16 protein-coding genes and 1 pseudogene are annotated in these 15472 nt (G+C 70.6%); 13 read left to right on the forward strand and 4 right to left on the reverse strand.

The annotated features are described in order from the left end of the window. Positions 1 to 271: 271 nt before the first annotated feature. Positions 272 to 1948, reverse strand: a complete 1677-nt coding sequence (locus IEZ27_RS52840; RefSeq protein WP_189654222.1) for a protein kinase domain-containing protein — start codon at positions 1946 to 1948, stop codon at positions 272 to 274. Between the two features lie 680 nt (positions 1949 to 2628). Here IEZ27_RS52840 and IEZ27_RS52845 point away from each other — a divergent pair. From IEZ27_RS52845 to IEZ27_RS52860, 4 genes are all read left to right on the forward strand, one after another. After that, positions 2629 to 3045 (forward strand): DoxX family protein, encoded by a 417-nt coding sequence (locus IEZ27_RS52845; protein WP_229825287.1) that lies wholly within the window; start codon positions 2629 to 2631, stop codon positions 3043 to 3045. 129 nt (positions 3046 to 3174) lie between these two features. Then, positions 3175 to 3384 (forward strand): ferredoxin, encoded by a 210-nt coding sequence (locus tag IEZ27_RS52850; protein ID WP_189654223.1) that lies wholly within the window; start codon positions 3175 to 3177, stop codon positions 3382 to 3384. Next, a complete protein-coding gene (locus tag IEZ27_RS52855; RefSeq protein ID WP_189654224.1) occupies positions 3374 to 4744 on the forward strand; it encodes an NAD(P)/FAD-dependent oxidoreductase in 1371 nt (456 codons plus the stop codon). The genes IEZ27_RS52850 and IEZ27_RS52855 overlap by 11 nt, the downstream gene beginning before the upstream one ends. 31 nt (positions 4745 to 4775) lie before the next feature. After that, positions 4776 to 5990, forward strand: a complete 1215-nt coding sequence (locus IEZ27_RS52860) for a cytochrome P450 (protein ID WP_189654225.1) — start codon at positions 4776 to 4778, stop codon at positions 5988 to 5990. Between the two features lie 120 nt (positions 5991 to 6110). On the opposite strand, the gene IEZ27_RS52865 is transcribed toward IEZ27_RS52860, so the two are convergent. Beyond that, on the reverse strand, positions 6111 to 8225 hold the full coding sequence (locus tag IEZ27_RS52865; RefSeq protein ID WP_229825289.1) for a helix-turn-helix transcriptional regulator: 2115 nt from the start codon (positions 8223 to 8225) through the stop codon (positions 6111 to 6113). Between the two features lie 758 nt (positions 8226 to 8983). Between IEZ27_RS52865 and IEZ27_RS52870 the strand changes: the two genes are divergently transcribed. The 9 genes from IEZ27_RS52870 (at position 8984) to IEZ27_RS55230 (ending at position 14465) form a co-directional block, all read left to right on the forward strand. After that, entirely contained in the window at positions 8984 to 11068 is a 2085-nt protein-coding gene (locus IEZ27_RS52870) for a prolyl oligopeptidase family serine peptidase (RefSeq protein WP_189654226.1), read from the forward strand. A 180-nt stretch (positions 11069 to 11248) separates the two neighbouring features. Continuing rightward, positions 11249 to 11737, forward strand: coding sequence for a hypothetical protein (locus IEZ27_RS52875; protein WP_189654227.1), 489 nt, complete (start codon positions 11249 to 11251; stop codon positions 11735 to 11737). Beyond that, positions 11734 to 12204 (forward strand): hypothetical protein, encoded by a 471-nt coding sequence (locus tag IEZ27_RS52880; protein WP_189654228.1) that lies wholly within the window; start codon positions 11734 to 11736, stop codon positions 12202 to 12204. The genes IEZ27_RS52875 and IEZ27_RS52880 overlap by 4 nt, the downstream gene beginning before the upstream one ends. Continuing rightward, on the forward strand, positions 12201 to 12827 hold the full coding sequence (locus tag IEZ27_RS52885) for a hypothetical protein (protein WP_189654229.1): 627 nt from the start codon (positions 12201 to 12203) through the stop codon (positions 12825 to 12827). Before IEZ27_RS52880 ends, IEZ27_RS52885 begins: the two co-directional genes overlap by 4 nt. After that, positions 12824 to 12991 (forward strand): hypothetical protein, encoded by a 168-nt coding sequence (locus IEZ27_RS52890; RefSeq protein ID WP_189654230.1) that lies wholly within the window; start codon positions 12824 to 12826, stop codon positions 12989 to 12991. Before IEZ27_RS52885 ends, IEZ27_RS52890 begins: the two co-directional genes overlap by 4 nt. Beyond that, positions 12970 to 13137, forward strand: a complete 168-nt coding sequence (locus tag IEZ27_RS52895) for a hypothetical protein (protein WP_189654231.1) — start codon at positions 12970 to 12972, stop codon at positions 13135 to 13137. The genes IEZ27_RS52890 and IEZ27_RS52895 overlap by 22 nt, the downstream gene beginning before the upstream one ends. 69 nt (positions 13138 to 13206) lie before the next feature. After that, positions 13207 to 13731, forward strand: a complete 525-nt coding sequence (locus IEZ27_RS52900; protein ID WP_189654232.1) for a uridine kinase family protein — start codon at positions 13207 to 13209, stop codon at positions 13729 to 13731. 87 nt (positions 13732 to 13818) lie between these two features. Continuing rightward, complete coding sequence (locus tag IEZ27_RS52905; RefSeq protein ID WP_229825291.1) at positions 13819 to 14220, forward strand: NUDIX domain-containing protein; 402 nt, start codon at positions 13819 to 13821, stop codon at positions 14218 to 14220. A gap of 122 nt (positions 14221 to 14342) precedes the next feature. Further along, complete coding sequence (locus IEZ27_RS55230; RefSeq protein WP_268246146.1) at positions 14343 to 14465, forward strand: hypothetical protein; 123 nt, start codon at positions 14343 to 14345, stop codon at positions 14463 to 14465. Between the two features lie 6 nt (positions 14466 to 14471). Here the strand turns inward: IEZ27_RS55230 and IEZ27_RS52910 are convergent, their stop codons facing one another. Next, positions 14472 to 15023, reverse strand: coding sequence for an NUDIX hydrolase (locus IEZ27_RS52910; protein ID WP_189654233.1), 552 nt, complete (start codon positions 15021 to 15023; stop codon positions 14472 to 14474). A gap of 248 nt (positions 15024 to 15271) precedes the next feature. Continuing rightward, positions 15272 to 15472 (reverse strand): annotated as a pseudogene (locus IEZ27_RS53520) (hypothetical protein); the annotation flags it as partial.

Raw genomic sequence — 15472 nt, forward strand, 5'->3', positions numbered from 1 at the left:
GGCCCGGAGCTTCTTCGGCCCCTGCGCCTTGCGCACCTTGCGGATCTCGAAGTCCATCGCATCCCCAGAGCTGGGGTGTTGCAACGAACCCTAGAACCCAAGCTCGCTCAGCGGGGCTTCTTCACGCCGTCTTCATGTACATCGCGTATGGCAGCGTCGTGATCATTTTGAGTAGTGATCAACATCATGTGGGCCTGTAAGAACCACCACAGGAACGCCCCAGAACCTTCTGGTTCGGGACGCTCTACAGCCGACGTTCGGGACTCGGTCATCAGCTGTTGAGTTTGGCCGCCTGCATGGTGCCGAGCCGCCGCACAAGCCGAGCGGTGACGATCGCCGTCGGCACGACCAGCATGTGCACGGCCACGCTGGCCCAGGTCCCCCACGTGAATTCGTACCTCAGGCCAAGGGTGTCTTCGTGCGTCGTGGAGTCGTAGTCCTTGGTGAGGAGTCTCGTCCACTCGATCCAGAAGAGGGGCCAGGTCAGGAAGGTGACCAGCCACAGGACCCACCATGTGTGCAGGAGACCGGCCGGGGCTGTCGTGCCGCTGCGTCCGGGGGGGCTGGAGGCGTGCCAGATGTCGTCGGCGATCTGCTTGGGCAGCCATAGGTTGCCGATCGGGATGAACCAGCCGAACACGGCCATGGAGGGGCGGTAGCGCAGCCGGCCGGGCGCGAGCCGTTCGGCGACGACTCGTACCCGGAAGAACCAGAGCAGCCAGCACGCCGTCAATCCCGCGCCGGAGACGACCTGGGCCACCAACATGATTTTGCTGACCGTCTCAACTTCGTCGAGGCTGTCCACCGGATGCCACCGTCTCGCCCCGTCGGCGAAATCGAGCTGGTACACCACTGTGCTCACAGAGACCAGGACGAAGAGGGCAAGCAGCACATAGGCGGCGATCTGGTAGCCGGTGGCAGCGTGCAGGGGGTCGCGGCCGCGCATATGGCGGCGTTCGGCGACCAGCAAGGGCTGGGGTGCCCGCGGTGGATTTGCGTGGCCGAACGGTAATGGCGCCATCGTTCGGGAGCCGCCACCGTCGGACGCGGTGGCCGGGTCGTGAAGGCCGGTCAGCGCCAGGGTCCGGCGCTCGACGATGACGTGGGTGAGCGCCTCAGGCAGCCACCGCCCCTGCTCAGGCGAGGCGAGCGCGGTGAGCTGGGTCAGCACCTGCTCCAAGCTGGGCCGGGCGGCGGGCTCCTTGGCCAGGCAGGCCGCCACCAGAGCGGCCAGCGGGGCGGGCACTCCCTGAAGATCGGGGTCGGCGTGCACCACGCGGAAGACGACCGCGTGGACAGGCCCCGTTCCGAAGGGGCTGCGGCCGGTCACGGCGAAGGCGAGCACGCAGCCGAGCGAGAACACGTCCGAGGCAGGGCCGACCTTGCGGGCCATGGCCTGTTCGGGGGACATGAACGCGGCGGTACCCAGCACGGTGGAGGTCTGGGTGTGGCTGGTGGCATCCAGGGCGCGGGCGATGCCGAAGTCGATTAGGCGAGGCCCGTCCTCGGCAAGGATGACGTTGGCGGGCTTGAGATCGCGGTGCACCATCTCGCAGGCGTGCACGGCGGCGAGCCCTTCGGCCAGCCCGGCTCCCAGCACCGCGGCCGACTCCAGGGGGAGCGGCCCGTGCTCGTCGATGGCCTGGTGCAGGGAGGGGCCGGGGATGTAGGCCGTGGCCAGCCACGGCTGGGTGGCGTCGGTGTCGGCGTCCACGACTTGGGCGGTGTAGAAGCCGCCGACCTTGCGGGCGGCGTCCACCTCGGAAGCGAAGCGGCGCCGGAAGTCGTTGTTGTCGGCCAGCTCCGGGCGCACCACTTTGACGGCGACCAGGCGGCCGCCCGGGGAGCGGCCCAGGAATACCTCTCCCATCCCGCCCCCGCCGAGCCTTGCTTGCAGCCGGTAGGAGCCGATGTGAGCTGGATCGCCGTCGCGTAGGGGGTGGGTCATAATGGCTCATTCCTCATCGAGATCTTCGCCGGTCGGTGTCGATGATTCCAAAAGAGGCGCCACCGGAATATGGCAGAAATGAGCCGCGCCGGGGCGCTGACGGGACAAAACCTCAACTCTGTGCAGCCTCCAGAATCGCATCACCGCAAGTCACCACCCTCACATCGGTTCCCATGCCATTCCGGGCCCACCCACCGCACGGCGACCCACCGCCGAAACCGCTGCTCTCGGCCCCCGCCTCCCAACCTGCGCTCTCAGATGGACGCGGCCCGATTCTGCCGTGTTCCCGCCACACCCCTTCTTGATCCTTCTCAGCGCCAACGGCTGTCCGCCGGTTCCTCGCCCCCGGACTCAGCCGCTGAGCGACCGGAAGCTGCGGCTTCATGGGCGCCGGACGATGAAGTCCGGTTGGCGACGTGTACGGGCAGTCGTCCCTCTCTCTCGTGGGTGGTTCATGGTTGCCGGAGAGATGCCGAACTCTTGATGCTGACGTGAGTGCTCCCATGTCTTCTGATCTCCGTTCGGGAGAACAGACCGGTATGACTACGCAACGTGAACACTCGACGGCCCGGCCAGGGCGCCTGGGCGGCGTCATGAAGAGGATCCGCACCGCGAAGGCCGGTCGATGTGCCACAGCCGAGCAGCGATCTCCGATTCGCTTCGCCAGGAAGAACGTCCTCGTGGACACGCCGTTCGAACGGCAGGGTCTGTTCCTGGCCTTCTATCGTTTCGTGACGGGTCTGCTGTTCGCCTGTCACGGGGTGGCCACCCTCTTCGGCGTCCTGGGCGGACCTCAGGGGCCCGCACCGAGCTTCGGGGAGTGGCCGGGGTGGTGGGCCGCGGTCATCCAACTGGTCGCCGGCGTCCTGGTCGTCCTGGGAGTGGCCACCCGCGCCGCCGCCGTCATCTGCTCGGGCACCATGGCCTATGCCTATTTCGTCGTGCACCAGCCTCAAGCGCTGTTCCCGATCGAGAACGGCGGTGAGAAGGCTGCTCTCTTCTGCTGGGGGTTCCTGCTCATCGCCGCCTTCGGTCCCGGCCGCTGGGCCTTGTCCGCACGGCTGGCATCCCCACGGGCGGTCGCTCACGAATCCTGACGTTCCCCGAAGGCGCGGGCCATTGTCGGGCCTGGACCGCGCGATTACCGGACGCATCCCCGATTGTCCGATTCCCTTTGCTGCTGCTCTGGACAGGAACAAGGGTGAGGCGACGAAGGGAATGGTGGGATGCGGATCGTCGTGGACCTCACCCGCTGCCAGGGCTACGCGCAGTGCGTGTTTCTCGCGCCGAGGGTGTTCCGACTGCACGGGGAAGAGGCGCTGCTGTACACGCCGGCCGTCCCCGACGACCAGCTGGAGCGCGTGCGCCAGGCCGCGGTGGCGTGCCCGGTCCAGGCCATCCTCCTCGGCGAGGAGGTGAGCGTCGGTGGCCGATGACCTGCGGAAGGGCAGGATCGTCATCGTCGGTGCGTCGCTGGCGGGGCTGCGGGCCGCTGAGACACTGCGTGAGGAGGGCTTCACCGGCTCTCTGACCGTGGTGGGAGACGAGCTCCGGCCGCCCTATGACAGGCCGCCGCTGTCCAAGCAGGTGCTGCTCGGCCAAGCGGCGGCGGACGCCACCGAGCTGCCGATGCGCCGGGACCCGGACGCCCGCTGGCGGCTCGGAGTGCCTGCCACGGGCCTCGATCCTCTCGGGAAGCGGGTGATGCTGGCCGACGGTGATGCGCTTCCCTTCGACCGCCTGCTGATCGCCACCGGGACCCGGGCACGGCCGTGGCCCAACGCGGAGGAGGCCGCCCTGGACGGGGTGTTCACTCTGCGCACCTGCGATGACGCCGGACTGCTGGCCGAGCGGCTGGCCGCCGGGCCGCAGCGGGTGCTGGTGATCGGCGGCGGCTTCACCGGCTCGGAGATCGCCTCGGCCTGCCGGGAACAGGGCCTGGAGGTCACGGTCACCGAACGCGGCCCCGCACCTTTGGTGGGCGCGCTCGGCGGCACGTTGTCGAAGCTCGCCGCCGGCATGCAGCGGGCGCACGGGGTGGACCTGCGCTGCGGGGTGACGGTCACCGCCCTGTGCGGGGACGGGAACGGCCGTTTCTCCGGCGCGGACCTGTCCGATGGCAGTCACGTCACCGCGGACGTCTGTGTCGTGGCGCTGGGCGCCGTCCGCAACGTCGAATGGCTCAAAGACGCCGGGCTGGCGGCGGGCCCACGCGGGATCGCCTGCGACGGCGGGTGCCGGGCCTTCGACATGTACGGGATCGTCACCGACGACGTCTTCGTCGCCGGCGACGTCTCCCGCTTCCCTCATCCGCTGTTCGAGTACCAGCTGCTCTCCTTGGAGCATTGGGGCAACGCGGTCGCGCAGGCCGAAGTGGCGGCCCACAACATGGTCAATCCTGGGCCGCTGCGGCGTCCACATCTCGCGCTGCCGACGTTCTGGTCGAGCCAGTTCGGGCTCAACATCAAGGCGGTGGGCGTCCCCACCTTCTCCGACCAGATCGTCCTTGCGCAGGGCTCGCTGGAGGCGCGCCGGCTCGCGGTGGTGTACGGCTACCGGGGCCGGGTCACCGCCGCGGTCACCGTCAACATGGCCAAGTCGCTCGAGTACTACCAGCACCTGATCGAGACCGCTGCCCCGTTCCCGCCCGCGCCTGGCGCGGCGGACCGTACGCTCGCCGCCGAGCTGCCGCTTCCCTCCGATGTGCCGGACCCGAAGGGGCTCTCCCACGGCCCCCTTGTCGCGCTCACCGGTCACCTGCCGGACCGCCGGCTGACCATGGTGCGTCCTGGCTGACCCTTCCGCCCGTCCACGAGGAGCCCAGAGCATGACCACCGACACCCTGCTGAGACGAATCACCGACTACGCCAGCCGCTCCAACCCCTACCCCCTGTACGCGGAACTCCGCGAGGCCGGCCCCGTGGTGCTGCAGGCAGACGGCAGCTACCTGGTCGGCAACTACCACGAGATCAACGCCCTGCTCCATGACCCGCGGATCAGCGCCGATCCCCGCAGCCGCCGTGCTGCGGACCCTGATCTGTCCGCCGAGGAGCAGCTCCCGTTCCTGCGGCTCGACGACCCGGAGCACCACAGGCTGCGCACCCTGGCCATGCGACCGTTCGGCCCCCCGCACAGCCCTGGCCGCATCGATGCCATGCGCGGACAGATCACCGAGGTCACCGAGGACCTGATCGAGGCGCTCCGTGATCGCACAGGGATCGACATCGTCGACGACTTCGCCTACCCGCTGCCCGTCGCGGTCATCTGCCGGCTGCTCGGTGTCCCGCGCGAGGATGAGCCGCGGTTTCGGGAATGGTCCGACGCGATCGTCGCCTCCGCCGACGTCGGCACCGAGGACGACACCACCGAGCAGGATCGAGCCGGCCGACAGGCCAGGGCCGACATGGGCCGGTACCTGGTGGACCTCGCCGAGCAGCGACGCGGTAACCCCGGTGACGACATGCTCTCCGCCTTCGTCAACGAGCCGGCCCCGGCCATGCGGCTCACCCGCGAGGAACTGGCGGAGACCGCCGTCCTGCTGCTCATCGCCGGGCACGAGACCACGGTCAATCTGATCACCAACGGGGTGCTCACCCTGCTGCGTCACCCCGACCAGCTCGACCGGCTGCGCGATGACCCCGGCCTGCTGCCCGGCGCCGTGGAGGAACTGCTGCGCTACGAGCCCCCGGTGCACATGCGCGAGCGCGTCCCGCTCGCCGACATCGACATCGCCGGGTTCACTGTGCCCAAAGGCACGCCGCTGGTGCTCGTACTCGCCTCCGGCAACCGCGACCCGAAACGGTTCCACGAGCCCGACCGGTTCGATCCCACTCGCCCCGACAACCAGCACCTCGGCTTCGGCAGCGGCATTCACCTGTGCTACGGCGGTCCGCTGGCCCGTCTCGAAGCCCAGATCGCACTTGGCGCGCTGATCCCCAGCCTCGGCACCGCGACCCTGGTCCAGGACCCGCCGCCCTACCGGCACAACGCCATGCTCCGCGGCCCCCGCCACCTCCCGATCGAGATGCGGGAACCCACCTGACGTCCGCGGAGAGCCATGCGGCTGAGGCGGGGCCTGGCCTGTGGCTTGCTGCAGCCCGGCTTCTGCGCAATTGTCTCGCATCGCTCACGGCGCGCACAGGAACCACGATCGACGGCATCGTCACCGCGTCCTGCTGAGCAGGTGGGGCGGCGCGTCTCGGAGCTCTTTGCGGGAGCTGATGCCGAGTTTGCCGAAGACCTTGCGCAGGTGCCATTCGACGGTGCGGTCGCTGATGTACAGCTCGGCGCCGATCTCCGCGTTGGTGCGGCCCTCTCGCGCCAGGCGGGCGATGTGCTCCTCCTGCGGGGTGAGGTCGTCGACGGTGTCGGCGGTGCGCTTGCGCACCTTCTCACCGGTCGCCAGCAGTTCGTGTCTGGCGCGTTCGGCGAAGCCGTCGGCTCCCATGGCGGCGAACTCCTCGAACGCCTGCTTCAGGTGGTGGCGCGCGTCGGCGCGGCGGCGTTCGCGGCGCAGCCATTCGCCGTACACCAGCCGGGTCCTGGCCAGTTCGAACGTCAGCCGGGTACGGCCGAGCCGTTCGACGGCCTCGGCGTAGTGCCGGTCGGCGGCGGCTCCGTTGCTGACGAGGGCCCGCGCGCGGGCTTCCAGACCGGTCGCCCACTCCTGGTCCGAGCCTGCCGTGTACGTCACCAGCCGGGCGAGCGCGGCTTCGGCGACCGAGGTGGCGCCGCTGCGCGCGGCGGCTTCGACCAGGTCCGGGAGAGCCTGCGCGGTGAACGGGCCGAGGTCGCCTGTCGCGGCCCGTACGGCGGCGACCGTCGCCTCGGCGTAGTGCCCGAGCCCGAGGTGCAACAGCGCGGTGGCGCGGTCGGTGAAGTAGAGGCCGAGCCCTTCTCCGCGCGCGGTGGCCTCGGCCGAGGACTCCGCGATGAGCGGCAGCGCCTCGGCCGCGTGTCCCCGGTAGGCCAGCAGGAACAGATCTCCGTAGGACACCCGGCGCGTGCCGGTGACCTGTTTGACCGTCGACTCCTCCAGCCCCAGCTCGCGAGCGAACTCCACGTCGCCGCGCCACAACGCGATGACCCGGCGGACGTTGAGCGCGTTGGCGAGCGGCGCGAGCGCGCCTCCGGCGCGGGCCAGCTCGACGTGGCGGGCGTTGGCCGCCTCCCAGCGGTCGTAGTCCCACAGCGACAGCGCCGCGTTGGCGACCAGCACGCCGCAGTGCAGCCACAGCGCGGTCGGCATCTCGTGGTCGAGGAATCCCGTGACCGCCTCGCGCAGCGGAGGCCGGCCGGCCGACGTCCCGTCGTTGATGAGCGCGGCCAGGCCGTCCAGCAGCAGGTCGGCGGCTGTCGGCGCGCCGGGCGGCGGTGGGGCCGCGCCGGCCGCCGCGCAGACCGCGGCCAGGTCGCTGTCGGGATCGGCGAGCCCGCCCGCGACGAGCGCGGCGCTCCACGCGTCGAGGTAGGTGTGCCTGGCGAGCCGGCTGTCGAGGGGTTCGAGCCGCCGGGCGGCACGCAGCAGCGCCGCCGGCGCTTCCCTCCCGGAGCGTGCGGCACGGTCGGTGCGGCCGCGGATCAGGTCGATACGGGCACCCTGCAGGGCGTCGGCCGGCAGCGCTTCGGCCCTGGCGAGCAGGCCGAGCGCGGTCTCGAAGGCGCCGGTGTCGAGGCTCGCCTGCGCCGCCGACAGCGTGCGCTCGACGCGGAGGCGGGTGTCGGTCGTCAGCTCGGCCGACCGGCGCAGCAGCGCCGACGCCGCTGCCATCCCGCCGCGGGACCCCACGCCCTGCGCAGCTTCGGCGAGCTCGGCGGCAAGCTGGTCGTCGGGGCCCGCCGCGGCGGTCGCGAGGTGCCACAGCCGGCGTTGCCGTTCGCCCTCGTCGTCCAGCGCGCCCGCGAGCGCGCGGTGGACGGCCCGTCGCTCCTCGGCGGTGCCGGCGGCGTAGGCGGCCGAACGCACCAGCGGGTGGCGGAAACGGACGCTCCGGGTGATCTCGACGAGCTGCGCTTCCTCGGCGGGGGCCGCTGCCTCCAGCCCGAGGCCGAGCAGGGGCGCCGCGCGCCACAGGAGCGCGGCGTCGCCGGTGGGGTCGGCCGAGGCCAGCAGGAGCAGCTGCCGGGCGGGTTCGGGCAGTGCGCGGATGCGTCGCTCGTACCGCTCCTGCAAGGCGTCGGCGCCCGCGGTCGGCAGGGCGAAACCGCCGAGCAGCTCGGCCCTGCCGCTGCGTGACAGCTCCAGCAGGGCCAGCGGGTTGCCGCGGGTCTCGGCCACGATCCCGGGGTTGAGGAACCTGGGGACAGCCGTTAGCGCTGAGAAGGATCATGAGCCTCAGTTCGGTGGGTTAACCGGACAGAAGTACAGCTCTGTCCGATCTCCGGAACCGCATCCCGGCAGCTCACCGTCTCGGCGCCGGTTCTCGCACCATTCCGGTCCTGTGCGTCACACGGCGGTCTGTCACCGAAACCCCGGGCTACCGGGAGCGCGAACCCCGTCGGCAGCTCGTGGCAAAGCAGTACGACGCTACGAGCTGCCCCATGGCCGAGCAGGGAAAACACCGCAAGATCATTCTCGGCACCCGGCCCAGCCCCCGACCACGATCTGGTCCTGCAGGCAGGCCAGCGCCTGGCCAAACAGCTGGGCTGCGACGAGTACCACCTCGACGAGGCTGGCCGCTGACGACGTCGGCAAGCTCAGTGATCGGCTAGCGGACGGTGCGTTCCCCTGCGGACCGGCGGACTGGGCAACGCGCGACAGCATCGTGCGCCTGGAGGCGCCCGCCATCACGCCCGAGGAGAGCTGACACCGGGACAAGGCCAGAGGGAGAACACGCCCAGAGGGCTCTCCGCTCGGGTCCGTGCAACGAGCCCCAAAGTAGGGGGGCAGACCAAGTACGCCGGAAAGGGTTAATAGGGCTGGTCAGAGGCCGTGACTGTTGCTTACTCGGCATGACCGTCAGGCGAGCCCGGCGGAGGGCCGCGCGATCCAATGTCCGATAAGTCGCTGGATCTCCGGCATATGATCATGCGCATATGAGCGACCTCACCGAACCCCCGATCGCCCGGGTGGACGTCGTGCGCGAGACCCTCCACGGCATCACACTCGAGGACCCCTACCGGTGGATGGAAGCCGAAGGCGAGGAGTTCCACCACTGGCTGGACGGCCAGGCCAGGCACGCCCGCGAGCACCTGGGCGCCCTGGCGCACCGCTCCGGCCTGCTGACCCGGATCCGCGAACTGGGCAGTGCGCTCACGCGGTACTTCGGCCTCGCGATGGCAGCCGAGAGGGTCTTCGCCCTGGTAAGCGAGCCGGACGCCCGCGTACCGGTGCTGACGGTGACCGAGGCCGACGGAGCGAGCAGGGTCCTGTTCGACCCCGGCGTGGTGCCCGGCGGCGGGCACCACGCCATCGACTGGTACGTGCCCTCCCCTGACGGCCGCCACGTCGCCTGCGCCGTCTCCGCCTCCGGGTCGGAGGACAGCTCTATCCACGTGATCGACGCCGACTCGGGGGTTCTCCGGGAGACGATCCCGCCCACGACGCGTTTCGCCTTCCTGAGCTGGCTGGAGGACAGCCGGTCGTTCGTCTATCACCGCTACGTGGAGCAGCACCTCTTGGACAGCCGCTCCTTCCTGCATCAACTGGGCGCCGACCCGGCGCAGGACACGGTGGTGCTGGCCCGCGGCCTCAACCCCCACGTCGAGCTGACCCCGCGGGACCGGCCTTTCCTGGTGGTGCCGCCGCACGGCGAGTGGATGCTGGCGATCATCTCCCACAGCGCGCTCAGCCCCTGGCCCTGGACCAGCGAGCAGCTGAGCGACTGCACGGTGTACGTGGCGCCGCGCGCCGGGCTGGCCGACCCGGCCGCCTGCCCGTGGCGGCTGGTCGCGGGCGTGGCGGACGGCGTAACCGCCTTCGCCAGCAGCCACGACACCCTCTACCTGGTCTCCCATCGGGACACACCGCGCTCCCGCGTGCTGGCCGTTCCGCTTGCCGCACCAGATATGTCCTGCGCCCGGGTGGTCGTGCCCGCCAGTGAGCGGGTGGTGGAGACGGTGCGGGTGGTGGGCGACCGGCTGCTGGTGCGCGATCTCGACGGTGGCGTCAGCCGGGTACGGCACGCACCCCTGTCCGGCGGCGAGCCCATCGACCTCCCGATGCCAGCAGACGGCGTGATCCTGGAGTGGACCACCCACCCCGAACGGCCCGAAGCCCTGCTCCTGATGGCCAGCTGGACCGACGCGCCACGGCTCTACCGCTACGACGGCCAGTCCTTCCAAGACACCGGGCTGGCGCCGCGGTCGTCGGTGGACTTCGGTGACGTGTACGCCCGTACCCTGCACGTGCCCGCGAGGGACGGGACGCCGATCCCGCTCACGGTCATCCACCACAAAGACCTGAAGCTGGACGGCGACAATCCGGCCGTGCTCACCGGCTACGGCTCCGGCGGGCTCATCGACCTGCCGGAGTTCCATCCCGAGATGCTCGCCTGGTACGAGCTCGGCGGCGTCTACGCCGTCGCGCACCTGCGCGGCGGCGGCGCCTACGGCCGGGAGTGGCACGAGGCCGGGCGCGGCGAGCGCAAGGAGGCCACCATCACGGACTTCATCGACTGCGCCGAACATCTCATCGCCCTCGGCTACACCCGCCCGGGGCGGCTGGCCGGCAAGGGCTCCAGCGCCGGCGGCATCCCCACCGGCGGCGCACTGGTGCGCCGCCCCGATCTATGGGCGGCCATGGCGATCCAAGCGCCGACGGTGAACGCCACGCGGAACGAGTTCACCGAAAGCGGGCCGATCAACGTGCCCGAGTACGGCAGCGTCACCACCGAGGAGGGCCTGCGTGCCCTGCTGATCATCGACGCCTACCTGCAGGTAGGGGACGACGTGCCCTACCCGCAGGTGCTGCTGACCACCGGCCTGCACGACGCGCGGGTGCCACCGTGGCAGCCGGCGAAGCTGGCCGCCCGCCTTCAGGCGGGCACGGCCTCCGGCCGGCCGGTGCTGCTGCGCGTCGAGGAGCACGGCGGGCACGGCGCCGGCTCGACCAGAGACCAGGAGCAGGCACTGCTCGCCGATGTGCTGGCTTTCGTCCTGCACGCGTCCGACGGGTCATGATGACGACAGAAATGTCGGGTACGGCACGCACGCGCGCCCTCAGTGATGGGGGCACGTTGGCGCATCATTCGCTCCGTCCGGAAGGATCAGCATCGTGCCCACCCCGCCGGAGGCGACGAACGGGCTGCCCGAACGTGACGAGGCCCCCGGCCCCATCAAGCAGTCACCTCAGGAGCAAACGTGACAGCAGAGCCGCGACGCCTGACCGCCGTGGAACGCCGCAGGGCGCAACTCGATCTCGTCCTGCGCTACGGCGATCCGTACGAGCAGGAGGCCGCTCGTACGAGCACGCACTTCTGGATCGACCCCCAGCGCGTGGTCTCCCAGGTGGCCCTGGCCCTGCACGAGGAAGCCCGCACTGGCCGACCCCGGGACGGCGGCGCCCCGGTCACCGGCGAGGACGTCGAGGCCGCCCTGACCGCGGCCGTCGAGGCCCGTACGGCTGCCGAGCTCGACGAGCTGTGCCTGCTGCACACGGCCCGGGTCCGCGGCGTGTCCTGGGAGCAGGTCGCCGCCCTGCTGTCCTCCGGCATCTCCGGCGGCCGCATCACACCCGATCAGGCGCGGCGCCGGTACGCGGAGCTGAAGAAGCGGCACCCCACCGACATCATCCTGCGCGCCAGCGCCGCTCCTCTCGACACCCCGACCGACGCTCCGGCCGTCCCATGAACCTCGACGAGCGCCGTGAGGCGCTGCGCAGGCTCGCCCAACGCCAGGGGGATGACGCCGAGCGAGAGCAGGCCGCCCGCACGCAGTCGCACTACTGGGTGGACCCCCAGCGCGCGGTGTCCCTGGTGGCCCTGGCCTTGGAGGAGGAAGCGGACTTCGGCCGCCGCCTGCTCGGCTACGACTCGATCAGTGACGCGGACGTGGACGCGGCCCTCATGGCGGTCGTCGACGCCCGCACCGCCGCCGAGCAGCGCGAACTGATCGTGCTGCACGCCGCCCGCGCTCGCGGCCGCGGGTGGGAACAGATCACCGAGCTGCTGAGCCACAGCCTGCCCGCTCCCACTGCCGTAACCGCGGCCCAGGCCAAGGCCCGGTTTGGGGTGTTGCGTAAGAAGTACCCCTACACGGCCGGCCAACTGCCCCGCACGGTCACCAGCACCCCCGCCGCCCCCTCGGAGCCGTCATGACCAGCTCGACCCCCGCGCCCGGCCCAGCCGCTGTTCCCGGCGCCGAGTTTCACGCAGCGCTGCCCGAGCTGCGTACCCTGAGCGAAGCGCTGTACGGCGCACTGTCGCAGCCGATGAACCAGGCCGACCCGTACGCCGAGATCGCCTGGCAACTGGCCAAAGCTCTGGCGTTCCTGCTCAACGCTGCCGACCGGTCTGGCGACCACGCGGCGCTGATGGAGGGGCTGGGCCAGGTCAGCGACTCCACCGCCACCGCCGCCTCCCGTGCCCGTGCGCTGCTGGCCGCCGGCGTGCCCGTGCTCACGCTGGCCGCTGACCGCGCCGCCGATCGCGACAACCACACCGCGCTCGGCGACAGCCTGACCACCCGCATCACCGCCGAGCTGCTGACCGCCGACGAGCACGGCGACAGCTACGGCGGCCCGCGTGATCTGCTGGACGTGGAGCTCACCGGGGACAGCATCGCGGTGAAGAGTGAGCTGCACGGCACCCTGGCCACCGACGCGCGCGCCCTGTTGGACTGGGACGCCGTGCTGCGCGCCCTCGGCGCCGCCTACGACCGCGCCACCGCGCCTGCGCGTGAGCATCCAGATGACCAGTCCGCCCCTGGGACGACACCGTGACCGAGCTACTGGCCCGGCCCGAGCCGGGCGCCTCGGGCGCTCCGGCGTCCAGCAGCGTCGGGCTGGCCTTCTTCGCCCGGCCAGCCGCCGAGCGGCGCCCGGCCCTGGCCGCCTGGGTGGCCGGCGCCGCGGCGGACGTCCGGTGCTGCTCGGCCTGGGCCTGATCCCGCTCGCCCAGGGCGTCATCGCGGGCCTGCTCGGCCGCGCCCCGGGCGCGTTCGTGCTCAGCCACCTGGGCCCAGGCGTCGCGAGCGTCCTCCTTGGCGGCCTCGACCCGGACCCCTGCGGCGTCGACGCCTTCGTCGACTGACGTCATACGATCATCCCCGGCGCGCCGCGCCCGCCTGAGCCGCCCACCACGCCGTCATAGAGGTTTCGCATGCCTGAGGAATGCCGCGTTGTCGCCCTTTCCGGTCTTCCTGGGTCGGGCAAGACCACCATCGCCCGCGGTGCCGCTGCCAGGCTGGGCCTGCCTCTGGTGGAAATGGATCACTATTACCGTGCCCCGGCCGACCCCGCTCAAGGTGTCGACTTCAGCGACCCGCACAGCATCGACCCGTCCATCCTGCAGGCCGCGATTGACCAGCACACCGCGTCCGGCGCCTCGATCCTCCTCATCGAAGGCATCTTCGCGCTGGCCTTGCCCCCCATCCGCCGGCAGATCCACGACGTGGTGTGGGTCGAGGCGCCTCTGGACATCTGCCTGGCCCGCAAACTGCTGCGCAAACTGGACGAAGGGGCCGACGTTCGGCCCAGCAGCCACGGCTATCTGGACCGGGCCCGATCCCGCTACCTCACTCACATCGTGTCCGCCCGCACCGGCGTTGCCCTGGAACTCAATGGTCTTGAGCCGGTCGAGGCCTCGATCACCGCCTTGATCGAATGGATCGAGCATGAATCATGACCACGACGGCCAAGCCGCCGTGCCCGCCAGCGCATCTTCACCTTCTGGCATTACAACCGCGGACCGCTGACCGACGCCTTCTCCATCGTGGACGCCTATCTGGCGCTCGCCGACGCCCTGGCCACCCCGGGCGGCTCCCTCGACAACGGCGAGAACCACACCACCGCCCTGCGCCGCGAGCTCCGCGAGGAACTCGGCATCGCCGAAGGCGATGTCCACTTCGATGCCCAGATCGCCGAACGCATCAAGGCGCACCAGGTCGGCGGCCAGGAGGTTCTCCAAGTCGAGCGGTACTATCTCGCGCGAATCACCGCTGAGGACATCGACCCAGACCGCGCCACCCAGCCCGACACCATCCAGGCCCACCGCTGGTGGACCCTCGATGACCTGCGCTTCACAAGCGAGACCGTCTACCCACTCGGCCTCAGTGACCTCATCACCGAAATCCTCACCGCAGGCGCACCCCAGCGACCCATCCTCTTGCAATAACTCCCTTGGGCTCGGACCCGGGCGGAGCTGAACAGCGACCATCCGGTCGGCCCCACCCAGGTCGCCGAACTCGCCGGCTTCGGACCCTGCTCGTAGGCTGGCACGCCAGCACCGAGGACGACATGACCGTCTTCGACAACGACAGTCACCACCGGGTCGTGGTCCGCGCGTCCGGCACGCGCCTGTATCTCGAAAGCGCCCCTCCGACCACCGAGCACATCACGGCCGCGCTCGTCAGCAAGTGAACGTGGTCAAACGGCCGGCTTCAGATATCCGGCGGCGGTCAACCCCGCGAAGGCGATGTCGGTGTCGGTCAGCTGCCCGCCGAGAACATGCTGAACGAACTCGCCGACCGGCATCAGCACCGTCTCGACGAACTCGCCGTCACCCAAGTTCGGTTCAGCGACTCTCCGGCACCCCCGGGCCACGACCGCGTGGCGGCGATGCGTGGCGTACGACGCCAGAAACGTCTGCATTACCACCTCGAGGCTCGCCGCCTCGTAGCCGGTCTCCTCCAGCAGCTCCCGGGCCGCCGCGACCTCAGCCGGCTCGTCCCCCTCAGCGTTTCCGCCCGGCAGCTCCAGCAGGACCTTCCCCGGCCCCGGCCGGTATTGGCGGGCCAGCACCACCTGCTCATCCTCGGTCACCGCCACGATCGCCACCGTCGCGCCGCCCACGAGAAGGTCCCACACGTCCTCGCGGCCATCCGGATACCGGTACCGGCGGCCACGGACCTTCAAGAACCCCGCCGGCCCGTCCAGCTCACCCAGCCGCGTCCACTCACCGACCCTGCCATCACCCACAAACCCACCCTACGGATCAACAGGCCCTCAGCGCTGACGCATCGCCAAAGACGACGGAGGAGACGATCCGACTCCTGACCACTTCGCACCTGCCCATACGGCATCGCAAGGGCTGGCCGCCACGCCTCTGCCACCGGCTGAACACCGCCCTGGCCTTACCCCGGGCGGGTCGCCTCGGCCGCGCGGCGGCAGACCGGCACGGGGTTGCGTCCGCGGAAGTAGTGCGGGGATACCGCCGGAGGGGGATCTCAGTCGATCGGCTCGCGATGCACCCACTCGACGAGATCATCGGACGCGAGCGCCCGCACGCGCGCGGCGTACCGGGCGAGGTCGGTGTCGTCGAGGAGGTCGCGCCACTGGCCGCTCGTGCCGCGGCTGAAGAACGCGGCGGGATCGATCCAGTGCTCCGGACCGCCGGCGGGGACGGTCGTGTCGGCCCTGCTGCGCAT

This window comes from Nonomuraea spiralis (genome assembly GCF_014648435.1).
Lineage (GTDB): Bacteria > Actinomycetota > Actinomycetes > Streptosporangiales > Streptosporangiaceae > Nonomuraea > Nonomuraea spiralis.